This is a genomic window from Mesorhizobium sp. BR1-1-16 (genome assembly GCF_020165495.1).
Taxonomy (GTDB): Bacteria; Pseudomonadota; Alphaproteobacteria; order Rhizobiales; family Kaistiaceae; genus Kaistia.
This window is the reverse complement of sequence record NZ_JAIUIE010000002.1, coordinates 79141-105285: the sequence shown is the minus strand read 5'-3', so window position 1 is coordinate 105285 and position 26145 is coordinate 79141. Positions and strand designations below refer to the sequence as shown.

The 26145-nt window shown below is 64.4% G+C and carries 27 protein-coding genes; 10 read left to right on the top strand and 17 right to left on the bottom strand.

Annotated elements, in window-relative coordinates:
• Positions 1-39: 39 nt before the first annotated feature.
• Complete coding sequence (locus LB518_RS06405) at positions 40-744, bottom strand: GntR family transcriptional regulator (RefSeq protein WP_502845805.1); 705 nt, start codon at positions 742-744, stop codon at positions 40-42.
• Between the two features lie 324 nt (positions 745-1068).
• On the opposite strand from LB518_RS06405, the gene LB518_RS06400 reads away from it, so the two are divergent.
• From LB518_RS06400 to LB518_RS06370, 7 genes are all read left to right on the top strand, one after another.
• Positions 1069-2049: an ABC transporter ATP-binding protein gene (locus tag LB518_RS06400; RefSeq protein WP_224574592.1), complete on the top strand. Its 981-nt coding sequence runs from the start codon at positions 1069-1071 to the stop codon at positions 2047-2049.
• A gap of 31 nt (positions 2050-2080) precedes the next feature.
• Positions 2081-3361, top strand: coding sequence for an ABC transporter substrate-binding protein (locus LB518_RS06395; protein WP_224574590.1), 1281 nt, complete (start codon positions 2081-2083; stop codon positions 3359-3361).
• Positions 3362-3450: 89 nt separating this feature from the next.
• Complete coding sequence (locus LB518_RS06390) at positions 3451-4332, top strand: ABC transporter permease (protein ID WP_224574588.1); 882 nt, start codon at positions 3451-3453, stop codon at positions 4330-4332.
• A gap of 3 nt (positions 4333-4335) precedes the next feature.
• Entirely contained in the window at positions 4336-5292 is a 957-nt protein-coding gene (locus LB518_RS06385; RefSeq protein ID WP_224574586.1) for an ABC transporter permease, read from the top strand.
• An 8-nt stretch (positions 5293-5300) separates the two neighbouring features.
• Positions 5301-6032: an aspartate/glutamate racemase family protein gene (locus LB518_RS06380; RefSeq protein ID WP_224574584.1), complete on the top strand. Its 732-nt coding sequence runs from the start codon at positions 5301-5303 to the stop codon at positions 6030-6032.
• 192 nt (positions 6033-6224) lie between these two features.
• The gene (locus LB518_RS06375; protein ID WP_224574582.1) at positions 6225-6530 is read left to right on the top strand and encodes an ElaB/YgaM/YqjD family protein; all 306 of its coding nucleotides are present in this window, start codon (positions 6225-6227) and stop codon (positions 6528-6530) included.
• The gene (locus LB518_RS06370; RefSeq protein ID WP_224574580.1) at positions 6527-6874 is read left to right on the top strand and encodes a hypothetical protein; all 348 of its coding nucleotides are present in this window, start codon (positions 6527-6529) and stop codon (positions 6872-6874) included. Before LB518_RS06375 ends, LB518_RS06370 begins: the two co-directional genes overlap by 4 nt.
• 54 nt (positions 6875-6928) lie before the next feature.
• Here the strand turns inward: LB518_RS06370 and LB518_RS06365 are convergent, their stop codons facing one another.
• Entirely contained in the window at positions 6929-7732 is an 804-nt protein-coding gene (locus tag LB518_RS06365) for a response regulator (protein ID WP_224574578.1), read from the bottom strand.
• A gap of 93 nt (positions 7733-7825) precedes the next feature.
• Between LB518_RS06365 and LB518_RS06360 the strand changes: the two genes are divergently transcribed.
• The 3 genes from LB518_RS06360 (at position 7826) to bla (ending at position 9742) form a co-directional block, all read left to right on the top strand.
• A complete protein-coding gene (locus LB518_RS06360) occupies positions 7826-8128 on the top strand; it encodes a NepR family anti-sigma factor (RefSeq protein WP_224574576.1) in 303 nt (100 codons plus the stop codon).
• A gap of 54 nt (positions 8129-8182) precedes the next feature.
• Positions 8183-8725, top strand: a complete 543-nt coding sequence (locus tag LB518_RS06355) for a sigma-70 family RNA polymerase sigma factor (RefSeq protein ID WP_224574574.1) — start codon at positions 8183-8185, stop codon at positions 8723-8725.
• A 123-nt stretch (positions 8726-8848) separates the two neighbouring features.
• A complete protein-coding gene (bla, locus tag LB518_RS06350; protein WP_224574572.1) occupies positions 8849-9742 on the top strand; it encodes a class A beta-lactamase in 894 nt (297 codons plus the stop codon).
• Positions 9743-9798: 56 nt separating this feature from the next.
• Here bla and LB518_RS06345 read toward each other — a convergent pair whose 3' ends face one another.
• The 15 genes from LB518_RS06345 to LB518_RS06275 all read right to left on the bottom strand — a co-directional run bounded on the left by LB518_RS06345 (position 9799) and on the right by LB518_RS06275 (position 25974).
• The gene (locus LB518_RS06345; protein WP_073057876.1) at positions 9799-9963 is read right to left on the bottom strand and encodes a DUF1328 domain-containing protein; all 165 of its coding nucleotides are present in this window, start codon (positions 9961-9963) and stop codon (positions 9799-9801) included.
• Between the two features lie 80 nt (positions 9964-10043).
• Positions 10044-11144 carry a 3,4-dihydroxy-2-butanone-4-phosphate synthase gene (gene ribB, locus LB518_RS06340; RefSeq protein ID WP_224574570.1) on the bottom strand — a complete coding sequence of 367 codons (1101 nt, stop codon included), beginning with the start codon at positions 11142-11144 and terminating at the stop codon, positions 10044-10046.
• A 115-nt stretch (positions 11145-11259) separates the two neighbouring features.
• Positions 11260-11568 (bottom strand): Dabb family protein, encoded by a 309-nt coding sequence (locus tag LB518_RS06335; RefSeq protein WP_224574567.1) that lies wholly within the window; start codon positions 11566-11568, stop codon positions 11260-11262.
• Positions 11569-11589: 21 nt separating this feature from the next.
• Positions 11590-13230 carry a GMC family oxidoreductase gene (locus tag LB518_RS06330; RefSeq protein WP_224575720.1) on the bottom strand — a complete coding sequence of 547 codons (1641 nt, stop codon included), beginning with the start codon at positions 13228-13230 and terminating at the stop codon, positions 11590-11592.
• Between the two features lie 78 nt (positions 13231-13308).
• Positions 13309-14088, bottom strand: a complete 780-nt coding sequence (locus tag LB518_RS06325; RefSeq protein WP_224574565.1) for a 3-ketoacyl-ACP reductase — start codon at positions 14086-14088, stop codon at positions 13309-13311.
• A complete protein-coding gene (locus tag LB518_RS06320; protein WP_224575718.1) occupies positions 14085-15596 on the bottom strand; it encodes an FAD-dependent oxidoreductase in 1512 nt (503 codons plus the stop codon). The genes LB518_RS06325 and LB518_RS06320 overlap by 4 nt, the downstream gene beginning before the upstream one ends.
• A complete protein-coding gene (locus LB518_RS06315; RefSeq protein WP_224574563.1) occupies positions 15596-16711 on the bottom strand; it encodes an ABC transporter ATP-binding protein in 1116 nt (371 codons plus the stop codon). Before LB518_RS06315 ends, LB518_RS06320 begins: the two co-directional genes overlap by 1 nt.
• A 4-nt stretch (positions 16712-16715) precedes the next feature.
• Positions 16716-17648, bottom strand: a complete 933-nt coding sequence (locus LB518_RS06310; RefSeq protein ID WP_224574562.1) for a carbohydrate ABC transporter permease — start codon at positions 17646-17648, stop codon at positions 16716-16718.
• Positions 17645-18538: a carbohydrate ABC transporter permease gene (locus LB518_RS06305; protein ID WP_224575716.1), complete on the bottom strand. Its 894-nt coding sequence runs from the start codon at positions 18536-18538 to the stop codon at positions 17645-17647. The genes LB518_RS06310 and LB518_RS06305 overlap by 4 nt, the downstream gene beginning before the upstream one ends.
• A gap of 184 nt (positions 18539-18722) precedes the next feature.
• Positions 18723-19976, bottom strand: a complete 1254-nt coding sequence (locus tag LB518_RS06300) for an ABC transporter substrate-binding protein (RefSeq protein ID WP_502845794.1) — start codon at positions 19974-19976, stop codon at positions 18723-18725.
• Positions 19977-20040: 64 nt separating this feature from the next.
• Positions 20041-21555: an aldehyde dehydrogenase family protein gene (locus tag LB518_RS06295; protein WP_224574558.1), complete on the bottom strand. Its 1515-nt coding sequence runs from the start codon at positions 21553-21555 to the stop codon at positions 20041-20043.
• 1 nt (position 21556) lies between these two features.
• Complete coding sequence (locus tag LB518_RS06290) at positions 21557-22336, bottom strand: enoyl-CoA hydratase/isomerase family protein (protein ID WP_224574556.1); 780 nt, start codon at positions 22334-22336, stop codon at positions 21557-21559.
• On the bottom strand, positions 22329-23927 hold the full coding sequence (locus LB518_RS06285) for an acyl CoA:acetate/3-ketoacid CoA transferase (RefSeq protein ID WP_224575714.1): 1599 nt from the start codon (positions 23925-23927) through the stop codon (positions 22329-22331). Before LB518_RS06285 ends, LB518_RS06290 begins: the two co-directional genes overlap by 8 nt.
• The gene (locus tag LB518_RS06280) at positions 23924-24931 is read right to left on the bottom strand and encodes a Gfo/Idh/MocA family protein (protein ID WP_224574555.1); all 1008 of its coding nucleotides are present in this window, start codon (positions 24929-24931) and stop codon (positions 23924-23926) included. The genes LB518_RS06285 and LB518_RS06280 overlap by 4 nt, the downstream gene beginning before the upstream one ends.
• Entirely contained in the window at positions 24928-25974 is a 1047-nt protein-coding gene (locus tag LB518_RS06275; protein WP_224574553.1) for a LacI family DNA-binding transcriptional regulator, read from the bottom strand. The genes LB518_RS06280 and LB518_RS06275 overlap by 4 nt, the downstream gene beginning before the upstream one ends.
• Positions 25975-26145 lie beyond the last annotated feature (171 nt).

Sequence of the window (26145 nt, the reverse complement as noted above, 5' to 3'; positions counted from 1 at the left end):
AGGCAGTATGGGCGGCGCTTGGCGGCCCGCACCGAAGCCTCAACGAGCAGCAGGCTCGGCGACCAGAAGCTTGGCGAGGGAAGCCGGCATGGCCGGACGCTCGACGAGGTCGAGCCCCTCGAGAAGATCGGCGATATGCGCCTCCATCAGCGCCGCCGCGCCGGCTGCATCGCCGGCGGCCAGCGCAGCGATCAGCGCGCCATGTGCGGGAGTGGCGCAGGTCGCTTCCTTCCGCCGCCAGTAGAGCGAGATGATCAATGACGAGCGGGCGACGAGTTCGCGCACGAAGCCGGCAAAGACCGGCTGGCCGGCGATCTCCCCGATCAGGATATGGAAGCTGCCGGAGAGGACGATCGCCCGGCGATGATCGCCGTCATGCAGGGCCCGGTGTTCAGCCTCGACCTCTGCAGCGAGCGCTTTGATCTGGGCCGGGGTGGCGCGCGCTGCTGCGGCGCTCGCGACGCGCGGCTCGATGAGCTGCCGCGCCTCGAACACGCTGCGTGCCTCTGCGACGGTCGGCTGCGCGACCATGGCGCCGCGATTGGGCTCGATATGAACGACACCCTCATGCGACAGCGCTTCGAGCGCGGACCGGACGATCGTGCGGCTGGCTCCATAAACGGCGCCGATCTCGTCCTCGGGCAGGCGCGTTCCCGGCGTGAGACGGTGATCGAGGATGGCCGCGAGCAACTCGCGATAGACGATCGCCGCCCGCGCACTGCGCAGCGGCACACGGAGCTCCATCGCGGAGAAGGAAGCCACGCGCTCGTCGCTCGGCATCGTCGCCTTTTCCCGGGTCGGCGCCGGAAGATCCCTCCGCCGAACCACAAACCCGAGAGTAAAGGAGCCCACGCGGAGCGCAAAGACCGCGATCGTATACGATTGAGGCAATTCATCGTCTTCAACGCTGAATCTTTGTGCATGCAAACGAAAGCAGCTCAGGGAGGAGCCACGCGCTCGCCGGGCGTGCAAATCCCGCTGCGGCAACGCTTTTTTCGCATAGGCGGCGCGGCGGAGCGGCTTGGCACACGACTTGCGATCAGAAACGTGGCCCCAACGGAGACCACGATGGCAAGACCCGCCGATCTGGAACTCGCTTCCGTCACCAAGCGCTACGGTGAGACGACCGCTGTCGACAGCATCGATCTCAAGATCAAGGCTGGCACCTATTGCTGCCTGCTCGGCCCATCCGGCTGCGGCAAGTCATCCACGCTGCGCATGATCGCAGGCCATGAGAGCGTTTCGGACGGCGATATCGTGCTCGGCCCCGAGGTCGTCAACGACCTGCCGCCGGCCAAGCGCGGCACGGCGATGATGTTCCAGTCCTATGCGCTGTTTCCCCATCTCTCGGCGCGCGACAATGTTGCCTTCCCCCTGCGCATGAAGGGCTCGAACAAGGTCGACCGCTCGATCCGCGCGACCGAAGCGCTCAAGATGGTCGACATGGAGCGCTATCAGGCGCGCCTGCCGAGCCAATTGTCCGGTGGCCAGCAGCAGCGCGTCGCACTTGCCCGCGCGCTCGTGACCGACCCGCAGATCCTGCTGCTCGACGAGCCGCTTTCCGCGCTCGATCCATTCCTCAAGGTTCGCGTCCGCGCCGAGCTCAAGCGCTTCCAGCGCGAACTCGGCATCTCGTTCATCCATGTGACGCACAGCCAGGAAGAGGCGATGGCGCTCGCCGACCTCGTCATCATCATGAACAACGGGCGCATCGAGCAGGCCGGCGCCCCGCGCGACATCTTCAACGCGCCGGCGACCGAGTTCGTCGCCCGCTTCATCGGCGGCCACAACATCATCCCGGAAGACGGCCGCAAGCTCAGCATCCGCTCCGACCGGCTGCAGCTTTCGAGCGGCGGCCACGGCACGCCGGCGGTGGTGCGCGACGTCGAATATCAGGGCATCGCCGTCCATGTCAGCCTCGCCACCGAAACCGGCGTCGAGATGATGGCGATCGTTCCGGAACGCATCTTCTACAGCCGCCCGTTCGAGGCTGGCGAGGCGGTCAAGGTCCATTGGGACCCGGCCGATATCCACGAGCTCGCCGCCTAGCGGCAATGTTTCCACCAGAGGAGAGTGCCCCATGAAGAAGACCGATAACGGCGGGATGTCACGCCGCACGCTGCTGAAGGGCTCGGCCATCACCGCCGGCTTCATCGGCACGCAAGTCGTCACCGGCTTCCCCGCCGTGCATGCCGACGAGCCGATCACGCTGCGCTATCTCTCGACGGCGACCAACCAGTCGCCGGCCATCGCCGCCAAGGCGAAGGAAATCACCGGCATCAACATCGAATATGTGACCGTCACCACCGACGACGTGACGAAGCGCATCATCACGCAGCCGGATTCGTTCGACCTCGTCGACACCGAGTATTTCAGCCTGCGCAACCTCATTCCCTCTGGCAACCTGATGGGGATCGACGCCAAGAAGGTGAAGCTGGTCGACAAGCTCGCCACCGCAATGACCAAGGGCGAAGTCGACGGCAAGAAGATTGGCGACCAGGGCACGGCGCCGCACAAGGTGTTCTACCTCGAGAAGCAGCGCGGCAAGGAATTCGCCAAGGAGCCGACCGAGTGGATCACGCTGATCCCGACCACCTATAATGCCGACACGCTCGGCATCCGCCCTGACCTGATCAAGCGCCCGATCGAAAGCTGGGCCGAGCTGCTCAACCCTGAATTCAAGGGCAAGGCCGCCATCCTCAACATCCCCTCGATCGGCATCATGGACGCTGCCATGGTCAACGAGGCGATGGGCAAGGTGCAGTATGGCGACAAGGGCAACATGACCAAGGAGGAGATCGACAAGACGATCGCCACCCTGATCGAGGCCAAGAAGGCCGGCCAGTTCCGCGCCTTCTGGACCGACTTCAACGAGAGCGTCAACCTGATGGCCTCGGGCGAGACGGTCATCCAGTCGATGTGGTCGCCGGCCGTCACCGCCGTGCGCCTCAAGGGAATTCCCTGCACGTTCCAGCCGCTGAAGGAGGGCTATCGCGCCTGGGCTTCGGGCTTCGGCCTGCCGAAGACGCTGAAGGGCAAGAAGCTCGACGCGGCCTATGAATTCATCAACTGGTTCCTGTCGGGCTGGGCCGGCGCCTATCTCAATCGCCAGGGCTACTATGCCGCTGTGCTGGAGACGGCGAAGGAGAACATGCAGCCCTACGAATGGGCCTTCTGGATGGAAGGCAAGCCGGCCGAGAAGGACATCATGGGTCCCGATGGCGGCCTGCTCGAAAAGGCCGGCACGGTCCGCGACGGCGGCTCCTACAACACGCGCATGGGCGCGGTCGCCTGCTGGAACTCGATCATGGATGAGAACGCCTACATGATCCAGAAGTGGAACGAGTTCATCGCCGCCTAATCGGCCGAACGATCCCGCCGGCGGGCCAACCCCGCCGGCGCCTCCCCGGGCGCTCGACGCCCGCGCCGACGGACGGAGAGCCTCGCCCCATGCTGGATGAGAAATCGCGCTGGACGCCTTACTGGCAGGCCGCGCCCCTTGCGATCGTGTTCCTCGTCTTCTTCGTCCTGCCGCTCGCCATCACCTTCATGGTGAGCTTCTGGACCTATACCGGCTATTCGATCGAACCGGCCCTTGTCGGCGACAACTATGCCAGCGCCTTCGACAAGTGCATCGACAGCCTGCCGGACCTCTGCACGACCTTCCGCACCTATCTCTCGACGCTGAAATTCTGCCTCATGGTCTGGCTGATCACGCTCGTGCTCGGCTTCACCATCGCCTATTACCTCGTGTTCGAGATCAAGTCCCCGACGACACGGATCGTGCTGGCGCTGCTGACGACGATCCCGTTCTGGACGTCGAACGTCATCCGGATGATCTCGTGGATTCCGCTGCTCGGCCGCAACGGCCTCGTCAACCAGGCGCTGATGGGCGCCGGCATCACCCATGAGCCGGTCGACTGGCTGCTCTATTCGAGCTTCTCGGTGACGCTGTCGCTGGTGCACATCAACACGGTCTTCATGATCGTGCCGATCCTTAATTCGATGTCGCGCATCGACAAGTCATTGATCGAGGCCGCCTATGACAACGGCGCCAGCGCCTGGCAGACGATCTGGAACGTCATCGTGCCGCTGTCGAAGACCGGCATCGCGATCGGCTCGATCTTCGTCATCACCGTGGTGATGGGCGATTTCATCTCCATCGGCCTGATGGGCGGCCAGCAGATCGCCTCGGCGGGCAAGGTCATCGAGACGCAAATCACGGCGCTGCAATTCCCGATCGCCGCCGCCAATGCGATCGTCCTTCTCGCGGCGGTGCTGATGATCATCTGGACGCTGCTGCGCTTCGTCGACATCCGCAAGGAGCTCTGAGCGATGACCGAAACACGCTCGCGCGCCTTCTATATCCTCTCGGCGGTGTTCGCGCTCTATGTGCTGTTTCTCTACGGCCCGACCATCACCATTCTGGTGTTGTCGTTCCAGGGCCCGAGCGGCGGCATGACGTTTCCGATGAATGGCGTCTCGCTGCACTGGTTCCACAACCTCTGGGCCGGCATCGGCGTGCCCAATGTCGTCGATGCGCTGTCGAATTCGCTGAAGCTTGGCATCGTGGTAACGATTATCACCGTGGTGATCTCGATCCTCGGCGGCTATGCCTTCCGCCGCCGGTTCCGTGGCCAGGACGCGCTGTTCTTCACCGCCATCGCCAGCCTGATCCTGCCGTCGATCGTCGTTTCGCTCGGCATCGCGCTCGAATTCCAGCTCTTCAACCAGACGATCACCGGCTGGGGCGACAGCCTCGTCGAGAACTATGTCGACATCGAAAACCCGACGGCCTGGACCAATTTCCTCGGCTTCATCGGCTCGTCGATCCAGGACAATTTCCAGACACTGATGGGCCTTTTTACGTCGGGCCTTGGCGCGCATCTGACATGGACGCTGCCTTTCGGCCTCCTGATCATGTTCGCCGTCTTCAACCGCTTCAATCCGGCCTATGAGGAAGCCGCGCGCGACCTCGGCGCCTCGCCCTGGCAGACCTTCCGCTTCGTGGTGCTGCCGATGATCCTGCCCTCGCTGATCGGCGTCGCGCTGTTCGGATTTACCCTGTCCTGGGACGAGATCGCTCGATCGAGCCAGGCGGTCGGCTCGGCCAACACGCTGCCGCTGACCTTGCGCGGCCTCACCACGACCGTGACGACGCCGGTGATCTATGCGCTTGGCACCGTGACGACGGCGGTTTCCTTCGCCGTCATCGGCACCGCCATCCTGACGCTGCTGATCGTGCAGGCTCGCCGTCGCCGGCATGGATCGGACGCCGGCCGGGGCGTATAACGCCCTTCATGCGCATTCAGATCATCAATCCAGGCAGCGCGCCCGGCACCACGGCACGGATCGCGGCGGCAGGCCGCGCCTTCGCCTCAGCGGGCACCGAGATCATCGCCGTTTCGGCCGAGGATGCACCGGCCTCGATCGAGGGCCCGGTCGAGGCGGCCCTGGCGCTTGCCGGGCTCGTCGAGCAGGTCGCGCGGGGAGAGAGCGACGGTGTCTCGGGACACGTCATCGCCGCCTTCGATGATCCCGGCCTCGACGCTGCCCGCTCGCTCGCGCGCGCGCCGGTCATCGGCATCGGCGAGGCGGCTTTCCATCTCGCGAGCCTCGTCGCTGGACGCTTCACTGTGATCACCACGCATGTGCGCACGGTGCCGCTGATCGAGCACAATCTCGTCCGCTATGGCTTCGGCGGCCGCTGCGCGCGGGTGCGCGTCGCCGAGATCTCGCTGCATTCGCTCGATGATCCGCATTCCGCGGCGCGCGACCGCATCTCGGCCGAAATCGATCGCGCCATCCGCGAGGACCGATCCGACGCGATCGTCCTCGGCACGGCGGGGCTCGCCGATCTTGCCCGCTCGCTGTCGGGTGAGCACGGCCTGCCGGTCATCGAAGGCGTCTCGGCGGCCGTGCGCCTCATCGAAAGCCTGGTTTCCCTCGGGCTCGCCACGTCGAAGATCGGCGGATGGGCGCCGCCACGACGAAAGTCCCTGCCCGGGCGCCTTGCGGGCCTCGGCGATTGATCACAGCTGGGAACTGCGGCCGTCCTTGTCCGTTGTCCGCGAGGATGGTGCTGCCTTAACCGCGACGAACGAATTGTCCGAAGTGGCAAGGCTCGACACCACAATTGGCCGCTGCCGCGTTATAGTCACGCTGCAGCCGTCACCGGCGACAGGGCGCGCAGCAAAGCGCGAACCAATCAACAGGAGTGCATGATGGCAGAAAAGACCGCGGGTTCCGACCTCTCCGAACAGATCAAGGCGATCCAGGCGGAGCTGTTGTCCCTGACGGACACCGTTCGCTCCTATTCCAAGGAACATGCGAGCGCCAGCGCCGAAGCTCTGCGCGACGCGGCGAGCCGGGCCGGCGATGCCGCCTATGGCGCCGCCCACGACGCGCATCGCCGCGGCGAGCAGCTCGCGGAGGACCTTCAGGGCCGCATCACAGCCAATCCGCTTCCGGCCGTCCTGATCGCTGCCGGCATCGGCCTCGTCATCGGCGCCGTCCTGGGCCGCCGATGAGCGGGGTTTTCGGAGCTCTCGCCAGTATCGCCACCGCGGTGGCGGCACAGGCGACCGCGCGGACCCTGAAGAAGCTCGCCTGGACCGCGCTTGCAGCGGTGTTCATTCTGATCGGCGTCGCCTTCGCGGCGGCGGCGGGCTATGACGCGCTCGTCATCGCCCTCGGCCCAAGGACGGCCAAGCTCGTCTCAGCCGGTGTCTTCGTGGTGGTCGGTCTCATCATCTATGTGAGTGCGAACTATAGCGGCCGGACGCGGAGACGCCCGGCCGAAAGCGGGGACGCCACGACCGCTGCCGTCGCCTTCGCCATGGGCCTCCTGTCCGGCATCGGACGGCGTCGATAAAGAAAAGGCCCCGGATCGCTCCGGGGCCTCTCGACGTTCATCGTCGGACGATCTTCAGGCCGCCATGGAAGCGGTCGAATTGAAGAAGAGTGCCTGGCTGATCGCGGCCTTGACGGTGCGCGGATCGAAAGGCTTCGTCAGAAGGAATGTCGGCTCAGGACGCTCGCCCGTCAGCAAACGCTGCGGGAAGGCTGTGATGAAGATCACCGGCACGCTGAAGCCGGCCAGGATGTCCTTCACCGCATCGATACCGGACGAGCCATCGGCGAGCTGAATATCGGCCAGCACGAGGCCAGGCAGTTCGGCGCCGGCCGCGGCCACCGCTTCGGTTCGCGTCCTCGCGATCGCCGCGACTTCGTGGCCGAGTTCCTGAACGATGCCTGCAAGGTCCATGGAGATCATAGGCTCATCCTCGATGATCAGAACGCGCGTATGCGTCTGGCGCTGGATCTCGTTCAGAGCCTCGGCGATGAGCGGCTGGATCGACTGCTCGTCAACGCCCATCACGGCCGCGGTGTCGGCGTCCGAGAAGCCTTCCATCGTCGAAAGAAGCAGGGCTTGCCGGCTCTCCGGCGTCATTTCGGAAAGCCGTTGCTGCGCAGTCGCTTCTTGGCGGCTGATCCCATCGATGTCGGCGTTTTCGCCAAACTGTGTGCCCGACCAGATCGCATGAAAAAGGCGATAGAGCGCAACCTTGGGATGGACGTCGCGTTGGATGGCGGAAGGCTCGTTGATGATCGCCTGGAGACAGGCGCGCACATAGGCGTCGCCGCTGCGTTGCCCCCCCGTCAGCGCGCGGGCGTAGCGGCGCAGGAATGGCAGATGCGGAGCCAGCATCTGCGACAGGCTATCAGGCATGGTTTTTCCCTCGGCAGGACGGTGTGTTCTGAGTAGCAACGCATATTGTCGCTTTCAGTTCCAGCCGGCGGGAACCAAAATTCAGATGACGCATTGGACAGTGCCGCGAACCGAGAGGAGGCACCGGGTCCGGTCGCGACACTGTGGATACGGGTGAGCCGCATGGCAACTTCTGGGACAGAAAACGTGAACAATGATGACAAGGACGTGAAGGGTGCGCCGCCTCTCCCCGGGCCGGCGATGGCACCCGGGCGCGACAGCAAAGAAGACTGGATCGGCCGACAGCTGCGCCGCGTCTTCGATGATGCGCTGAACGAACCGTTGCCGGACGACATCATGTCGCTTCTGGAGCGGATCGACGAGCAGCCGGGCGCGCATACCAAGAGTGGCGAATGACGCTACGCGCGACTTTCTCCTTCGCAAGCGGCGTTCAGCGCCGAGGAGATATTCATGAGGAATGAACTGGTCGAGGCATTGCCGATGTTGCGTGCCTTCGCTCGATCGCTTTCTGGAAATCGCGACCGTGCAGACGACCTCGTGCAGGAGACCGTCATGCGGGCTCTCGCCAATCGCGACAAGTTCCAGGAAGGCACCAATCTGCATGCCTGGCTGGTGACGATCCTTCGCAATCAGTACTACTCCGAAGTTCGCAAGCGCCGCCGCGAGGTGGAAGATGCCGAGGGTACGCATGCCAGCCGTCTCTCCGACATTGCTGGCCAACCGGGACATCTCGAGCTCGACGACTTCCTGCGCGCCATGCGGCTGTTGCCGGACGAGCAGCGCGAAGCGCTCGTGCTGATCGGGGCAAGCGGATTTTCCTATGAAGAAGCGGCCGAGATCTGCGGTGTACGCATCGGGACCGTGAAGAGCCGTGTCTCCCGCGCCCGCGCCCGCCTCGAAGAGATCATGAATGGCGGGGTCACGCTGCCCGGCGGCGATAGCGCCGAGAAGTCAGCCCACGAAATCGCCGACGCGATGCGCCTGCGCGCTTGAGGCGCCGAGCTTGGCGCCAAATGCCAAGCTTCGCTACCGTCAAGAGCCAGGCCTCGCCATTAAATTGACCGAAACCCGAGCGATCTCCGCCAGGCCGGCTGCCGGTACGAAGGGGGATTCGCCATGGTGCCACGACTGACGCGGCGGACATGCCTTGCGACGCTAGGCTCGGCCGCGGCGTTGCCTTGGCTTGCAACGGGCGGGTCAGCGGCGCCTGCAAAAGCCGACCTCCGCCCACAGCTTGCTGCTGTCGAAGCGTCCCTTGCGGGCCGGCTGGGGGTTGCCATTCTCGACGGCGTCATCAGTCGACAATGGCTCTATAAGGCGAATGAACGGTTCCCGCTCTGCAGCACGTTCAAGGTGCTGGCCGCGGCGGCGATCCTGCAGCGGGTCGATGCCGACACGGACTCGCTCAGCCGCCGCGTCATCATCAAGCCCGGCGATCTGGTCGAACATTCCCCCGTCACCGAACAGCATATCGACAGCAAGGGCATGACCCTCGCGGATATCTGTGCCGCGGCTCTCACCACAAGCGACAACACGGCCGGCAACATGATGCTGAAAGCGATCGGCGGACCGGCCGGATTGACCAGCTTCGTGCGATCGATCGGGGATGGTTCGACGCGCCTTGACCGGTGGGAAACGGCCTTGAACGAAGCCTCACCCGGCGACGATCGCGATACGACGACGCCGCTTGCCATGGCGCGTTCATTGCAGGCCGTGCTGCTCGGTTCGGTCTTGTCTGACACCTCGAAAAAGCAGCTCGGCGACTGGATGCTGGCCAACCAGACTGGCGATGCCAAGCTTCGTGCCGGGCTGCCCAAGCGCTGGCGCATCGGCGACAAGACCGGCGGCGGCAATCATGGCACGACAAATGATGTCGCGATCATCTTTCCGCCGGGCCGAACGCCGCTGATCGCCGCCGTCTATATCACAGAGACCTCGGCGAGCTTCGAAGCGCGCAACGCAGCGATCGCCACGGTCGGGCGTGCTCTCGCCGCAGCGGTTATCACCTGAACAAAAAAGCCTGCCGCGTTGCCGCGGCAGGCTTTCGTTCGATGAGATCGACTGCGTCAGGCTCGTCGCATCATGTGCATGACGGCCGAGATCAGGAACAGCACGATCGCGACGACGAAAATGATCTTTGCGATGCCGATAGCCGTGCCGGCGATACCGCCGAAACCGAGGACAGCCGCAACAAGCGCCACGATCAGAAAAAGGATAGCCCAGTTCAGCATCAGGAAGCTCCGTCTCTTCTGCGGTCTCAGCACCGCTCGGCAAGACAATGCCGCCAGAAGAAAAGAGTTCCGACTGCTGCTCAGTCTCCGCTCTCGCGGCCGGTTATCTCGATGCCGAAGCCCTGCAGGCCGACATATTGCCGCTCCTGCGAGGAAATGAGGCGGATCGAACGGACGCGAAGGTCGCGCAGGATCTGCGCCCCGACGCCGATCTCGCGCCAGCGCTCCTTGCGCTGCCGGGCCGAGAGATGCTGCTCTTCGCCATCGCCGGGCAGCGACCCGTCGGGACGCGCGACCGCGGGATCACGGATCATCAGGAACACGCCGCGGTCCGCCGTGCCGACCTTGCGCAGCGTCGTCTCCAGCCATCCCTTCGAATCCGGCCCGCGCGAGACAAGATCGCTGATCGGATTGGCGCGATGAATGCGCACGAGAACATCGGGCTGCTCGGCGATGTCGCCGAAGACGATAGCGAGATGCTGGATCGGATCGAACGGCGTCTCATAGACATGGGCCATTGCCGTACGGCCGCCGACGGGAACCTGGAAGCTGTCGACCTCCTTGACGAAGCTCTCGGTACGGGCGCGATAGGCAATGAGATCCTCGATCGAGATGATCTTCAGGCCATGCTCGCGCGCGAATTCGATCAGCTGCGGCAGCCGCTTGACCGTGCCATCGTCATTGACCACCTCGGCGAGCACGCCGGCAGGCTCAAGCCCGGCGAGGCGAGCGAGATCGATTGCCGCCTCGGTATGACCGGAGCGGATCAGTACGCCGCCATCGCGGGCGATCAGCGGAAAGATGTGGCCGGGGCGCAGAAAATCGCCCGCGGTGCAATTGTCATTGGCGAGCGCCTGGATCGTGTTGGCGCGCTCCTCGCTCGATATGCCTGTCGTGAGGCCGACGCGGTAATCGACGGTGACGGTGAACGCGGTGCGCATCGGATCGCGGTTGTTGGCGACCATCGGCGGCAGGTGGAGGTGCTCGGCCCGCTCCGGCGTCAGCGGCACGCAGATGATGCCGCTGGTGTGGCGGATCATGAACGCGACATTCTCCGGCGTCGCCTTCGAGGCCGCCATGATCAGGTCGCCCTCGTTCTCGCGATCGGTATCGTCGACGACGACAACCAGTTCGCCGGCGGCGATCGCCGCAATGGCGTCCTCAATCTTGTTCAGCGACATGACACGGTTCCATCCGACAACGCGACTCTAGCGTCGTCTTAGCAGCGAACCGCCGCGCCGCGCCAGCTTCGGCGCGACGTGATCCGGTTGAAACCCTGTTCAATCCTCGACGCGATCAGTGATCGAGATCGTAGACGAAAATCCCGTCGATGCCGCCCTCGGCCGCCGCCACGATCATGCCGCCGACCTTCGCGTGCTCCGGATCGGCCAGATATTGATCACGCGCCTTGGCGTCGCGGAACGTGACGATGAAACCTTCGGAAAAGCCCTTGTCGAGACCCTCAGGACTTGAATTGGCGGCGATCACGATGCCGGTCAGGCCGGGAATTCGCGGCCGAAGTCCATGCAACGCCTTGTAGATATCGTCGCGCGTGGCGTCCGTGGCATCAGCTCGATATCGGATGAACACGCAATGGGTGATCATGCTGGTTTCCTGCCCTTTTCTTCAAGCGACTCGCGGCCGCGCTTCTTCGACGGCGGCAATTGTAGCCCTCGGCAGTGGCTGGACGCCACGGATAAGGTCAGCCGCCTTTTCGCCGATCATGATCGTCGGGGCGTTGGTGTTGGACGAATTCACCTGTGGCATGATCGAAGAGTCTGCCACCCGAAGGCCCTCGATGCCCTGGACGCGGAGTTCCGGATCGACCACCGCATCCGCATCGACACCCATCTTGCAGGTGCCGGCGGGATGGTGATCCGTCTTGGCGTGACGGCAGCCATAGTCGAACAGGTCCTCATCGCTCACGACGCCCGCGCCCGGCAGCCGCTCGGCGAGAATGAACGGCTTCAGCGCCTTCTGGCTGAAAATCTCGCGAGCCAGACGCAGGCCGCGCAGCGACATTTCGCGATCATGCGGATCGGCCCAGTAATTCGGATCGATCAGCGGCGCAGCGGCCGGGTCGCTTGAGGCCAGGCGCACTGTGCCGCGCGAGCGAGGACGGAGATAGGCCGAGTTGAGCGTGACGCCGGCATTGTTCAGCTTGGCAACGCCCGCCTCGATGCCGGAGCCGAGCCCGAGATGGAACTGGATGTCGGGCGAGCGGGCTTCGGGATCGGCATACCAGAAGCCGCCAGTCTCGAAGAGGGAGGAGGCGACCGGACCCTTCTTGAACATCAGATATTCAAGCCCGGCGAAGGCCGATCGATACCATTTCGCATAGGAATCATAGGTGTGATCGCCGGTGCATTCAGCGATCACGAAGAGATCGAGATGGTCCTGCAGGTTGCCGCCGACGCCGGCAAGATCATGCGTCACCGCGATGCCGACGGACTTCAGATGGTCGGCCGGCCCGATGCCCGACAGCATCAGCAGGCGCGGCGATCCGATGGCGCCGCTTGAAACGATCACCTCCCGCTCGGCCCGGTGGATGCGCGTTCCACCATTGCCGTCCGCGACCTCCACGCCGACCGCCCTGCCCTTTTCCACGACGACGCGCAGCACCTGGACACCGGTTTCGACGGTGAGGTTCGTCCGCGCCGCGGCGGGCTTCAGATAGCCGGTGGCGGCCGAGGAGCGGCGGGCGTTCTTCTGCGACAGCTGATAGAAGCCGATACCGGCCTGGCGAGCGCCGTTGAAATCATGATTGTAGGGAATGCCCGCCTCCTGCGCCGCGCGCATGAACGCATCGCAGATCGGCAAGGGTGCCACGGGCATCGAAACGCCGATCGGCCCGCCATAGCCATGGAATTCGTCGCTGAAACGCTGGTTGTCCTCGGCGCGACGGAAATAGGGCAACACATCCTCATAGGACCAGCCTCGGCAGCCAGCCTGCGCCCACTCGTCATAGTCGAGGCGGTTGCCGCGCGTGTAAAGCTGGGCGTTGATCGTCGAACCGCCGCCGATCACCTTGGCCTGCGTGTAGCGCAGCACGCGGTTTTGCATGTGCTTTTGCGGCACGGTCGACCAGCCCCAGGAACCGATGCCCTTGGTCATCTTCGCGAAGCCGGCCGGCCAGTGATAAAGCAGATTGTTGTCCCGGCCGCCCGCCTCGAGCAACAGAACCTTGACGGCCGGGTCTTCCGAAAGCCGGGCGGCGATCGCGCAGCCGGCCGGCCCACCGCCGACAATGATGTAATCCGCCATCACTTCCTCCCATCCGCTCCGCGCGACGCGCAGATTGGAACGTTCCAACTATCAATTGAGATCATCTGGCGATGCAAGCCGTCACAATCTCGGTATTGCGAGCCCGCCATCGAGATTGACGACAGTTCCGGTTGCGAAGCCGAAGGCGCCGGTTGCCAAGGCCACCGCAGCGCGGCCGATATCGGCGCCCTCGCCCCAACGCCCGGCCGGCACCAGGCCATCGGCGATCAGACGGTCATATTTTTCGCTGACCTTCGCGGTCATCTCGGTGCGGATGATGCCCGGCCGCAGCTCGAAGACGCCGATATCGGTGCCCGCAAGGCGAAGCGCGAGGTTCTGGACGAACATCGCGAGCGCGGCCTTCGAGACGCAGTAATCCGTCCGCTCGGGCGAGGCGAGCGCCGCCGAAACCGAGGAGACGGTGAGGACAGCGCGGGGATGAGCCGCCCGGCGGGCCAGCATTCGCTTTACGACGGCCTGCGTGAAGAACAGCGTGCCGGTGAGATTGACCGCCAGAACGGCGTCAAGATTCTCCGGGAGCAGATCGAGAAGATCACCACGCACCACCGCGCCGATGCCGGCATTGTTGACCAGCACATCGACGGGGCCGAGCGCTTCCTCGATCTGTGCCAACGCCGGCGCATGTGCGGCGAGATCAGCGAGATCGAAGGCCGCGAAATGCGCACGCGCGCCGAGCGCCTCGGTGTGGGCGAGCGCTGCTTCCGCCTGATCGTCGCGCACAATGTCGGTCAACGCCACGTCATGGCCGGCGCGAGCAAACGCCGCGGCGATGGCGAGCCCGATGCCACGCCGCGCGCCTGTCACGAGAGCAACCGGACGCTGGCTGCTCGTCGCTGTCATGCCGCGAACCCGGTCGCAATCATATGGTCGGCGGTGCGCAACGCCTGCGCCGCGATCGTCAGCGCGGGGTTGACGGCGGCCGAGGTCGGCAGGAAGCCGGCGTCGACGACGAAGAGATTGCGATGGTCATGGGCGCGGCACCAGATATCCAGCGCCGAACTGGCCGGATCAGTGCCGAAGCGCACGGTGCCGCATTGATGCGAGGGTGTGCGCCCGTCGAAGTGGTGCGTCAGCACCAGCGGAAAACCTGCCGCATGGAAACGCTCCTTCATGACGCGAACGAGCTTCCAGTGCGCCTCCATGTTGGATCGCTTCCACTGCATGATGACGCGGTCGCCATCGACGCGGATGCGGCTGTCGCGATCGGGCAGATCCTCGTTCATGGCGAGGAAGTCGACGCTGTGACGCGACAGGAGGTTGAGCGCCCATTCCGGTGCGAAGCGGACATTCGCCTTGAGGATCGCGCCGGAGACGCGGCCGAGAAGCTGCATGTTGCCGAGCGGCTTTCCGCCCTTGCCGTCCGACAGATAGAAGTCGTTGAAGCCAAACGTCTTCTGATGGATCGCGTCATTCGTGAAACGCGGATCGACGGCGATCATCGCCGTCATGTTGTGGCTCATGAAATAGCGCCCGACGGCGTCCGAGCCGTTGGCGAGGCCGTTGGGGAAGGCTTCGCTTTTCGAGCCAAGCAGCATGGCCGCCGACTTCACCGCGCCGGTCGAGAGCACAACGATCTTCGGTGACAGCGTCTTCGTTTCGCCGTCCTGAACATAGACGACGGAGGTGATGCGGCCATCGGGTCCCGCGATGAGCCGCGTGACCTCGGCGCCGGTCTCGATCGTGATGTTGGGATCGGCGAGGGCCGTCGCGAGGCCGCAGGTCTCGGCGTCCATCTTGCCGGTGCGGGCGTCGGGGAACGCGTCCCATGGCGTCCGCGCCTTTTTCAGCCATTGATCGATGTCGACGCCGAGCGGCAGCGAGGCCGGATGCAGGCCCACCTTCGCGAGGCGCGCGCGCACTTGGGCCAGAGCGGGTTCGTCGCGGATGGCGCCGAAGGCATAGGGCTGCGAGTGATAGGGCTCGGTCGCGTCTTCGCCGAGCGCACCGCGGACCCGGTACAGCTGTTCGGCGCGGCTGTAATAGGGTTCCATTTCCGCATAGCGGATCGGCCAGGCTGGCGAGACGCCACCATCATGCTCCATCGCCTCGAAATCCTCGGCGCGGTAGCGGATCAGCACCGCGCCGTAGAACTTCGAATTGCCGCCGACATAGTAGTAGTTGCCGGGGTTGAAGGGCGCATCGCTCGCTTCGGCGTCGTACCACTGCTCCTTGGGCCGAAAATAGCCGCGCTGGAAAATAGCGCGCGCGTCGCGATTTTCAGGCCGATCGGCGAGCTGACGCCCCTTCTCCAGGATGAGGACGCGCGCGCCCGAGCCGGCAAGCCCGGCGGCCAGCGTCGAGCCGCCCATGCCCGAGCCGATGATGACGATGTCGGGTGTCATGGAAATCACGCCACCCGCAGTTCTGTCTGGGGATCGAAGAACACGGCCTTGTCCATGTTGAAGGTGAACGGCGCGCGCTGCCCGCCCCTCACCGAAGCGTCGGAGCGCATGCGCGCGATGACATGTTTGCCGCCGAGATGCGTGACGACGAAGGTATCGGAGCCGGCGGGTTCGACGACCTCAACATGGCAATCGACATCGACCAGCGTCCTGGCATTGCGGTCGGCGCCGTCATGATCGGTGATCGCCTCGGGCCGGATGCCGAGCAGCACATTCTGGCCGAGCACTGCACCGAGTTTTGTGGACGCAACGCCTGGATCGAGGATGAGATCGTCCTCGTTCGCGCGGCTGAGCGCGACGACGGTCTTGCCGTTCTCGGCACGAATGTGCGCGGGCACGAGGTTCATCGATGGCGAGCCCATGAAATCGGCGACGAACATGTTGACGGGGTTGTTGTAGACCTCGGCCGGCGTGCCGAACTGCTGCAGCACGCCGTCCTTCAGCACTGCGATCTGCGTTGCCAGCGTCATAGCCTCGATCTGGTCATGCGTCACATAGACGATCGTCGTGCCCATGCGCTGGTGCAGCCGCTTGATCTCGGTGCGCATGTCGACACGCAGCTTCGCGTCGAGATTGGAGAGCGGCTCGTCGAACAGGAACACCTGCGGATCGCGCACCAAGGCGCGGCCCATGGCGACACGCTGGCGCTGGCCACCGGACAATTGGCTCGGTTTGCGCTTCAGAAGATGGCCCATCTGCAGCATCTCGGCGACCTTGGCGACCGCCGCCTCGCGATCTGTCTTGGGTACGCCGCGCATTTCGAGGCCGAAGGCGATGTTCTCGGCCACCGTCATGTTCGGATAGAGCGCATAGGACTGGAACACCATCGCGATGTCGCGCTGCGAGGGATGCAGTTCGTTGACGCGGCGGCCATTGATGCGCACCTCGCCATCCGAGATCGTGTCGAGACCGGCGATCATCGAGAGCAGCGTGGACTTGCCGCAACCTGACGGCCCGACCAGCACCAGAAAGCCGCCCTCTTCCACCTCGAGCGTGATGCCCTTCAGAACCTCGGTGGCGCCGAAACGCTTGACGAGACGGTCGATTTCCAGAAACGCCATGGTTCTATCCCTTGACGGCGCCCGCCATGAGACCGCGCACGAAATAGCGGCCGGCGAGAATATAGACGAGGAGGGTCGGCATCGCGGCGATCATCGCGGCGGCCATGTTGACATTGTATTCGACGACGCCGGTCGACGTGTTGACGACATTGTTGAGCGCCACCGTCATCGGCATCACGTCGCCCGAGCCGGCATAGGCCGAGGCGAACAGGAAGTCGTTCCAGATATTGGTGAACTGATAGATCACCGTCACCACGATGATCGGCAGCGAATTCGGCAGCAACACGCGGCGGAAGATCTGGAAGAAGCTGGCGCCGTCGACCATCGCCGCCTTCACCAGTTCAGTCGGGAAGGCCTCGTAGTAATTGCGGAAGAAAAGCGTGGTGAAACCGAGGCCATAGACGACGTGGACGAAGACGAGGTTCACGGTCGGGTTGCCGAAGCCGAATGTGAAGCCGGTCGTGTTGGTGAGAAACTTGCCGAACTGGCCGAACTCGCCGAGCACGGTCGCCATCGGCAGCAACACCGCCTGAAAGGGAATGAAGCAGGCGAACAGCATCAGCCCGAACACCAGCTTGTGTCCCTTGAAGCGCCACTTGGTCAGCACATAGCCGTTGAGCGCGCCGAGAAAGGTCGAGATCGCGACGGCCGGCACGACCATCTTGATCGAGTTCCAGAAATAGCCGTGGATGCCCTCGCAGGTGAGCCCGACACAGGCCTCACCCCAGGCGCGCACCCAGGGATCGAGGGTTGGCGCCTTCGGCAGCGCCAGCATGTTGCCGTGCTGAATCTCCGGCATGGTCTTCAGCGATGTCACCAGCATCACGAAGAACGGGATCAGATAGATCAGCGCGAAGAAGACCAGCAGCCCGTAGATGACGATGCGCGGGACGATGGATGATCCGGGCGTCCGGCCAGGCGCGGCGATGGCGCTCATCGGGATTTCTCCCGGAGTTCGGAATAGAGATAGGGAACGATGATCGCCGAGATGGTGGCGAGCATGATCACCGCACTGGCCGAGCCGACCGCCATCTCGTTGCGCTTGAAGGTGTACTCATACATGAAGTTGGACGGCAGCCAGGCCGAGCCGCCAGGCCCGCCCGAGGTCAGCGCGACCACGAGGTCGTAGGACTTGATCGCCATATGGGCGAGCACGATCAGCGCCGACAGGAAGACAGGCCTGAGCAGCGGAATGATGATCCGGCGATAGAGCTGGAAGGTCGAGGCGCCGTCGATCTGCGATGCCTTGACGATCTCGCTGTCGATGCCGCGAAGGCCGGCCAGGAACATCGCCATGACGAAGCCGGACGCCTGCCAGACTCCGGCGATGACGACCGTGTAGATCACGAAGTCCTTGTTCTTGATCCAGTCGAAATGGAACGAGGTCCAGCCCCATTGATGCAGCGTCTGCTCAAGGCCGAGGCCGGGATCGAGGAACCACTTCCACGCAACGCCCGTCACGATGAACGAAAGCGCCATCGGATAGAGATAGATCGGCCGCAGCACCCCCTCGCCGCGGATCTTCTGGTCGAGGAGGATCGCGATCAGGAGGCCGAGGCCGAGGCAGATGGCGATATAGAGAACGCCGAAAATGCCCATATTGGTGATCGACGTGTACCAGGACGACGGCGGGTCGCTCTCGAATGTCCAGCGCCACAGGCGCTGATAGGCGCGCGCGTCGGTGAGCACATATTTCGGGAACGCCTTCGAGTTGGTGAAGGACAGATAGATCGTCCAGAGGATGAAGCCGTAGACGAAGATGAGCGTGATCGCGAAGCTCGGCGCCAGCACGAGCTTCGGCAGCGCATCCTGCATCCGCGCGCGCATCGACTTCGTCGGCGCACTGCTGCGGACCGGCAAAAGCTCTTGATGGATGTGTGTTGATAGCGCCATGAGCGAACTCCGGATCAACGATCGACGGATCCTGCGAACGACTGTCATTGCCGGAGTTTAACCCGGCAATGACAGGGTTTCCTTCCCCGCCCGAAGCGAACGGGAAAGGACTCGTCGCTTACTTCGCGTCGTCGATCGCCTTCACCAGTTCTTCCACCGCCTGGTCGGACGAGGTGATCTGGCCATGGACGAATTTCGACACGACATCCTTGTAGGCATTGGCGACCGCAGGCGGCGCGCCATAGCCCTGGGCGAGCGAACCGAACAGCGTGCCGCCTTCATTGGCCGCCTTCAGATCGGCGATGCCCTTCTTGCCGCAGGCGTCGAAGTCGGTATCCGGCACATCGGTGCGGGCCGGAACCGAACCCTTGACCACGTTGAAGGCCGACTGGAAGCTCTTGGACAGCGTCGCCTTGGCGAGCGCAATCTGAGCCGCCTTGCGATCATCCGGAACGTCGAACATGCCGAACATGTCGGAGTTGTAGATGACCGAGCCATCTGTGCCCGGGAAGCGGTAGCAGAGGAAGTCGGTGCCCGGCACCTTCTTCGCCGCTACGAACTCGCCCTTGGCCCAGTCGCCCATCACCTGCACCAGCGCATCGCCGTTGATCACCATGGCGGTGGCAAGATTCCAGTCACGGCCCGAGAAGTTCGGATCGACATAGCCCTTGAGCTTGGCAAGGTTGTCGAAGGACTTCTTCATCGTGTCGGACTTCAGCGCGTCCTCGTCGAGATCGTTGAAGGCCTTCTTGTAGAACTCGGGGCCGCCGGTGGACAGGACGACGCTGTCGAACATGGTGGCTTCCTGCCAGTTCTGGCCACCGAGCGCGAGCGGCGTGACGCCGGCCGCCTTCGCCTTGTCGAGCAGGGCGATGAAGTCGTCGAAGGTCTTCGGCTCGGTGCCGCCGATCTTGTCCATCACGGCCTTGTTGATCCAAAGCCAGTTCACGGAATGGACATTGACCGGCGCCGCGACCCACTTGCCGTCATAGACGGCGAACTTCTGCAGTGCTGCCGGAACAGCCTTGTCCCAACCTTCGGCAACGGCCGTCTCGGTCAGGTCGCCCATCTTGCCGGCTTCGGCATAATCCAGAACCGTGTAGCCCAGCATCTGCGAAGCCGTCGGCGGATTGCCAGCCGCGACCATCGCCTTCAGCGCCGTCATGGCGGCGTCGCCGCCACCGCCGGCCACCGGAACGTCCTTCCAGGTGTAGCCTTCCTTGGCGAGATCCTGCTTGAGGACGTTGAGGGCAGCGGCCTCGCCACCCGATGTCCACCAGTGCAGCATCTGCACTTCCTTGACGTCGTCCGCATGCGCGGTAAGCGCCGTCGTCGCCAGCATGGCCGCAGCCATCATCAGCTTACGCATCATCATCTCCTCCCGAGTGACGCATCTATCCCCGTCCGGCCCCCTCCAGAGCCGGCCGTCTCCTCCATCAGTCTTCCACCCACCACGAAGTGCGCGGACCCCGATGGAACTGAATTGTTTTGGCCTCCGAAAAATCTTCTACCGCGTTTCGGCCGAGTTCTCTACCGATTCCGCTCTGTTTCATGCCGCCGAAGGGCAGTTCCGGATAGCCATCCATAAAGGTATTCACCCAGACGGTGCCCGTGCGAACTGAGCGGGCAACCGTCATCGCGGTATCGATGTCGCGCGACCAGACGCCCGCCGACAGGCCGTAGTCGGTCAGGTCCGCGAGGCGAAGTGCTTCCTCGACCCGCTCGAATTCGAGCACGGAGAGAACCGGACCAAACACCTCCTCGCGGGCGATCGCCATGTCAGGCTTCACGCCCGTGACGACCGTCGGCGTCATGTACTGGCCGGCAGCGCTCGTGAGGCCGGCCCCGCCGAGCGCCACGGACGCGCCATCGGCGGTCGCGTCGACGACGGCGTTCTCGATCTTCTTCAGATGCTCCGGCGTGATGATCGCGCCGACCTTCGTCGCGTCGTCGAGCGGATCGCCAACCTTGACCCTGGCCGCGCGCTTCTCGAAGGCCGCGAGGAAATCCTTCGCCACCGCCTTGTGGATGATGAGCCGGCTGCCGGCATTGCAGCATTCGCCGGCATTGAAGAAGGCGCCGAACACGGCCGCATCGACGGCGGCTTCGAGATCGGCATCGGGGAACACGATCTGCGCATTCTTGCCGCCGAGCTCCATCGCCACTTTCTTGAGCGTCGCGCCGGCCGCCTGCACCGTCGCCTTGCCGACGCGTGTCGAGCCGGTGAAGGTCACCATGTCGACGTCGCGATGCGCGACCATATGGGCGCCGACTTCGGGCCCTGTGCCGAGCACGATGTTGCAGACGCCTTCCGGCAGCCCGGCCTGCATCAGGATCTCGCCAAGCACCACGGTCGAGGCCGAGGTCATCTCGCTCGGCTTGACCACCGTCGTGCAGCCGGCGGCAAGCGCGAAAGGCAGCTTCTGCGCCACGATCAGGAAGGGGAAATTCCACGGCGTGATGATCGAGACCACACCGACCGGCTCGCGCAGCACGACGCCGAGCATGTCGTCGCCGAGATTGGCATAGCTTTCGCCATGCAGCGTGCGCGCCAGCGAGGCGGCATAGCGCCAGATATCGGCGGCGCCCGCGATCTCGCCCCGGGCCTGGCTGATCGGCTTGCCGCTTTCGATCGCATCGAGGCGGGCGATCTCCTCGCGCCTCGCATCGATGAGATCGGCCGTCTTCAGCAGCACGGCGGCGCGATCCGCAGCCTTCATGCGCGGCCAGGGGCCACGGTGGAAAGCGCGGCGGGCGGCCGCGACGGCGCGTGCGACATCCGCCTCGGAACCGAAGGCATAGCGGCTGACGACAATGCCGTGGCCCGGACTGACGCGCTCGCCCTCAAGGCCGACTTCGCCGTCTGTCCACTTGCCGTCGATCAGCATCTGGTAGCGGCGGGGGCCGCTGGTCGCCTCGTCAAGGCGCGCCGGATCGATGTGAAGCGTCATGTCAGCAATCCTCAAAACGGGGCGCGCGCTTCTCACGGAAGCTGGCGGCGCCCTCTTTCAGATCTTCAGTGAAGGCTGCGAGCGCGCCAGCGACGGATTCGATCGCCGATGCCTGCTCCTCGCCCTCGGCGGCATTGATCAACTGCTTGGTGACTTGCACCGCCACCGGGCCACGGGCAGCGATCGAAACCGCAAGCGCCTTGGCGGCGGCGAGGCCCTCGCCTTTCGGCACGACCTTGTCGACGAGCCCGAGCGCCAGCGCCTCCTCGGCGCCGAACATCTCGCCGCCAAGCGCCATGCGCTTGACGACGCGCGAGCCGAAACGGCGCACCAGTCGCTGCGTTCCCGACCAGCCCGGCACCATCGCAAGGCCCGTCTCGGGCAGGCCAATGCGGCCATGCGCCTCCATGACGATCAAGTCGGCCGTCGCGGCGAGTTCGAGCCCGCCGCCGAAGGCATGGCCGTTGAGGCAGGCAATCAGCGGTTGGCGCAGACGGGCAAGGCGATCGAAAACGCGATGGCCGTTGCGGATCCAGTCGCGCATGAAGGTGATCGGGTCGAGCCCGGCCCAGGCAGCGATGTCGCCGCCGGCCGAAAAGGCCCGCTCGCCAGCACCAGTGATGATGGCTGCGCGCACGGCGCGGTTAGCCTCTGTCGACGCGACGAAGGCCTCGATGCCATCAATCATCGCCTGATCGAGCGCATTCAGCTTGTCCGGCCGGTCAAGCGTCAGGATCGCAATCGGACCGTCGATCTCGCTGCGGATGCGGCTCTCAGACATGGACCGCTCCATCGAGCGTGAGGTCGATCTTGGCCGGCTGATAGAGCCGCCCGGGCGTCCGCTTCAGATCTTTCGCCACGAGAAGCGGGAAATCGGCCTGGCCGAGGATGTCGCGCTCCAGCTCAAAGCCGGGCGCGATCTCGACCACCTCGACACCTTGAGGCGTCAGGCGCATCACGCAACGCTCGGTGACGTAGAGGATCTCCTGGCCCTGCGCGACCGCGCGGCGGCCGGAGAAAGAGACATGCTCCACCTCCGGAACGAGCTTCTTGATCTTGCCTTCCTTGACGATCCCAACCGCGCCCTTCTCGATCGCAAATTTGGCGCCGGCGTTGAAATAGCCGGAGAAGACGATGCGTTTGGCGCGCGCAGTGATATCGACGAAGCCGCCGGCCCCGGCGGTCACATGCGGCCGCGTCGAGAGGCGGGAAACGTTGACCGAGCCGGACGCGTCGATCTGCAGGAAGGAGAGCAGCGAGCAGTCGAAACCGCCGCCCTGGAAATAGACGAATTGCTGCGGGCTCGGGACGATCGCTTCGGCATTCGACGCGCAGCCAAACTGGAAGTCGAGCAACGGCACGCCGCCGACCGCACCTTGCTCGATGACCCAGGTGACGTCACCATGCCGGCCTTCCTCGATCAGGATGCGCGGCACATTGGCCGAAATGCCGAAGCCGATATTGACCGCCCAGCCGGCTTTCAGCTCCATCGCCACGCGGCGGGCGATGACCTTGGCGATATCGAATGCGGGAATGTCGAAGCTTTCGAGCGGCCGCGAGATTTCGCCCGAGATCGCGGGCTCATAGGCCGTCTGGCAGGTCTGCCACTGATCCGGCGCGACGACGACGTAATCGACGAGGATGCCGGGCACATGCACATCGAGCGGCTTCATCGTGCCGGCCTGGGTGATGCGCTTCACCTGCGCAATGACGATGCCGCCATTGTTGCGCACGGCGAGTGCCTGATCGAGCGGGCCCAGATAGGCACCTTCATGCTCGAAAGTGAGATTGCCGCGCTCGTCAGCGGTCGTCGCGCGGATGATCGCCACATCGGGGACGACGGCAGGGAAGAACAGCCATTCCTCGCCGCGGAACTCGAGCACCTCGACCACCGGGGCCGCTTCGGCCGCGGCGTTCATCGCGCAGCCCTGCCGGCGCGGATCGGCGAAGGTATCGAGGCCGACCTTGGTGATGACGCCGGGGCGCTTCGCCGCCGCCTCGCGATGCATGTCGAAGAGAATGCCCGAGGGAATATTGTAGGCTTGGATGGCGTTGTCGCCGACCATTTTCCAGATCGCCGGTGGCTCGGCCGTTGAGGGGCCGGAGGGATACGAGCCGGCGAGGATGCGGCCAAGCAGGCCGGGCTTCGCGATATGATCGATGCCCTTGATGCCATACATGTCGCCGGCGGCGATCGGATGCAGCATCGTCAGGTTCTTCGGATGGCCGGTCGCCTCGAAATGCGCGCCGATCGCCGCCAGCGTCGCATCCGGACAGCCAAGCGCGCTTGCCGAGGACACCGTCACGACGGCATCGTCCTTGACGAGGGCCGCGGCCTCGGCGGCCGTGATGACCTTCGAAGCCATGCTCAGAGCCCCGTCTCCACCTTGACCCGCGCGCCGGTCCGCGCTGCCTCAGCAACGGCGAGGCCGAAGGCGAGCGAGCGGATGCCGTCCTCGCCCGTTGCCGCCGGCTGGCCCTCGCCGCGCGTCGCCGCATGGAAAGCGCCGAGCGCGCGGACATAGAGATCGTTCCGATCGAACGCCAGTTCACGCTCACCGGACGCATCGCGCAGCGCCAGCGAGCCAATCGGCTTCTGGGTCATGACATCCCGCGCGATCAGCGAGCCTTCGGTGCCATGCACTTCAAAGCCGGTGCCGGCATATTTCGAGGTGAAGGCATCATGCGTCTGCGCGATCAGGCCGGAACGGAACCGCGCCATCGTCATCACGGCGTCCTCGAGCCCGCCCTCGGCCATGCCGGCCGATTGGGTCAGCGCCTGCACACTGTCCGGCTCGTCGCCGAGAACGAAGCGCAGCGTATCCGCGTCATGCACGGCGATATCGAGGATGACGCCGCCGCCCGCAGCCGGCGCATTGATGCGCCAACCCTGCAGGAATGGCGGCAGATAGACCGCATGGAACACGCGCGCCGCCAGCGGCTTGCCGATCCGCCCTTCGGCGATCGCGGCCCGCATCGCGCGATGGGCGCCGGCATTGCGGAGGTGATGATTGGTGGCGAAGACCACGCCCGCGGCCTTGGCCGCATCGACCATCGCATGGGCATCGGCCAAAGCGAGCGCCAGCGGCTTTTCGCAGAGGATATGCTTGCCGGCCCTGGCGGCGGCGAGCGCCTGATCGCGATGCAGCTCGTTGGTGGTCGAGATATAGACCGCGTCGATATCATCGCGTTCGAGCAGCGCGCCGAGGCTGTCAGTGCCGGACGGAATGCCGTTGGCCGCCGCATACTCGTTGGCGCGACCGGCATCCGAACTCATCACCGACAGGACGTCGCCGCCATTTTGCCGGATCGCGTTGATGACATGCTCGCGGGCGATATTGGAGGCGCCGATGAGGCCCCAGCGGATCGTGGTCATGCTTCTCTCCCGGATGTGGCGCCGCAGCTTGCCCTGACGACGAGGTCGACATCGCTGACGAACTCCTCCGGCCGCGTATCGCCATGGATCATGCGCAACACCTGATGCGCCGCCCGCTCGCCAAGGGCGCCGGTATCGACATGCACGGTGGTGAGCGGCGGATTGGTGTGGCGCGCCTCGGCAACGTCGTCGAAGCCGACCAGCGCGAAGTCACGGCCGGCGGCGAGGCCGCGCCGTTCGAGGCCCGAAAGCACGCCGAAAGCGACGACATCGTTGAAGCAGAGCGCAGCGGTCGCAGGCTCGGCCATATCGAGCACATGGCCGATCGCATTGAGGCCGCAGTCGCGATTGGGCGGACCCTCGATCACCAGCGAGCGGTCGAACGGGATATCGGCCGCAGCCAACGCCGCCTGATAGCCGCCGCAGCGATCGTTCTGCGCAATCATGTCTGAATAGCCGCCGAAAAAGGCGATGCGGCGATGGCCAAGCGCGATCAGATGTTCCGTCGCCCGACGAGCCCCGCGCAGATTATCCGGCGTTACGGACGAGAATTTCGGGCCGGCGAGGCGGCGCATCGCGAGCACGGTCGGCACGCCGATCTGCGCCAGCGCCTCGATATCGGCCGGACGCGTGCCGCGCGCCGGGCAGATGATCAGGCCGGCGATGTCATGCTCCGACATCGAGCGCAGCACCTCGCTCTGGCGCTTCGCATTTTCGATCGTGTTGGCGATGAACGGGATATAGCCGGCAGCGTGGAAGACGCGCTCGATGCCGACGGCAAGCTCGGCAAAGAACGGGTTGGCCAGATCGTTGATGACCATGCCGACAATGTTGGACCGCGAACCGCGCAGATTGGCCGCGCCGCGATTATAGACATAGCCGAGCGCCTCGATCGCCGCGTTGACCTTGTCGCGCGTCTCGGCCTTGACCAGCGGGCTCGCCTGCAGCACGAGCGACACCGTAGACTTCGACACGCCGGCATGGCGGGCGATGTCGATCATCGTGACGCGTGAAGCGGAAGCTGGCGTTTCCCGGGCGTTCATTGGATCGCTATCGATCTCTATATTTTGGAACGTTCCAGTTTCCTATTCCGCGGCGATTGCGGCGTCAAGAGGCTGCCAAAAGTCAGAAAGCCTGCAATTCCGCTGATATCGGAATTGCAGGCTTCATATCATCTAAAAATTTTTTGGATCGTTCCAGTTAACCATCACCCC

Coding starts and splice junctions, on each gene's coding strand:
- LB518_RS06405 (WP_502845805.1), bottom strand. CDS start 744: ATGGAGCTCCGTGTGCCGCTGCGCAGTGCGCGGGCGGCGATCGTCTAT.
- LB518_RS06400 (WP_224574592.1), top strand. CDS start 1,069: ATGGCAAGACCCGCCGATCTGGAACTCGCTTCCGTCACCAAGCGCTAC.
- LB518_RS06395 (WP_224574590.1), top strand. CDS start 2,081: ATGAAGAAGACCGATAACGGCGGGATGTCACGCCGCACGCTGCTGAAG.
- LB518_RS06390 (WP_224574588.1), top strand. CDS start 3,451: ATGCTGGATGAGAAATCGCGCTGGACGCCTTACTGGCAGGCCGCGCCC.
- LB518_RS06385 (WP_224574586.1), top strand. CDS start 4,336: ATGACCGAAACACGCTCGCGCGCCTTCTATATCCTCTCGGCGGTGTTC.
- LB518_RS06380 (WP_224574584.1), top strand. CDS start 5,301: ATGCGCATTCAGATCATCAATCCAGGCAGCGCGCCCGGCACCACGGCA.
- LB518_RS06375 (WP_224574582.1), top strand. CDS start 6,225: ATGGCAGAAAAGACCGCGGGTTCCGACCTCTCCGAACAGATCAAGGCG.
- LB518_RS06370 (WP_224574580.1), top strand. CDS start 6,527: ATGAGCGGGGTTTTCGGAGCTCTCGCCAGTATCGCCACCGCGGTGGCG.
- LB518_RS06365 (WP_224574578.1), bottom strand. CDS start 7,732: ATGCCTGATAGCCTGTCGCAGATGCTGGCTCCGCATCTGCCATTCCTG.
- LB518_RS06355 (WP_224574574.1), top strand. CDS start 8,183: ATGAGGAATGAACTGGTCGAGGCATTGCCGATGTTGCGTGCCTTCGCT.
- bla (WP_224574572.1), top strand. CDS start 8,849: ATGGTGCCACGACTGACGCGGCGGACATGCCTTGCGACGCTAGGCTCG.
- LB518_RS06345 (WP_073057876.1), bottom strand. CDS start 9,963: ATGCTGAACTGGGCTATCCTTTTTCTGATCGTGGCGCTTGTTGCGGCT.
- ribB (WP_224574570.1), bottom strand. CDS start 11,144: ATGTCGCTGAACAAGATTGAGGACGCCATTGCGGCGATCGCCGCCGGC.
- LB518_RS06335 (WP_224574567.1), bottom strand. CDS start 11,568: ATGATCACCCATTGCGTGTTCATCCGATATCGAGCTGATGCCACGGAC.
- LB518_RS06325 (WP_224574565.1), bottom strand. CDS start 14,088: ATGACAGCGACGAGCAGCCAGCGTCCGGTTGCTCTCGTGACAGGCGCG.
- LB518_RS06315 (WP_224574563.1), bottom strand. CDS start 16,711: ATGGCGTTTCTGGAAATCGACCGTCTCGTCAAGCGTTTCGGCGCCACC.
- LB518_RS06310 (WP_224574562.1), bottom strand. CDS start 17,648: ATGAGCGCCATCGCCGCGCCTGGCCGGACGCCCGGATCATCCATCGTC.
- LB518_RS06305 (WP_224575716.1), bottom strand. CDS start 18,538: ATGCGCGCGCGGATGCAGGATGCGCTGCCGAAGCTCGTGCTGGCGCCG.
- LB518_RS06300 (WP_502845794.1), bottom strand. CDS start 19,976: ATGATGCGTAAGCTGATGATGGCTGCGGCCATGCTGGCGACGACGGCG.
- LB518_RS06295 (WP_224574558.1), bottom strand. CDS start 21,555: ATGACGCTTCACATCGATCCGGCGCGCCTTGACGAGGCGACCAGCGGC.
- LB518_RS06290 (WP_224574556.1), bottom strand. CDS start 22,336: ATGTCTGAGAGCCGCATCCGCAGCGAGATCGACGGTCCGATTGCGATC.
- LB518_RS06280 (WP_224574555.1), bottom strand. CDS start 24,931: ATGACCACGATCCGCTGGGGCCTCATCGGCGCCTCCAATATCGCCCGC.
- LB518_RS06275 (WP_224574553.1), bottom strand. CDS start 25,974: ATGAACGCCCGGGAAACGCCAGCTTCCGCTTCACGCGTCACGATGATC.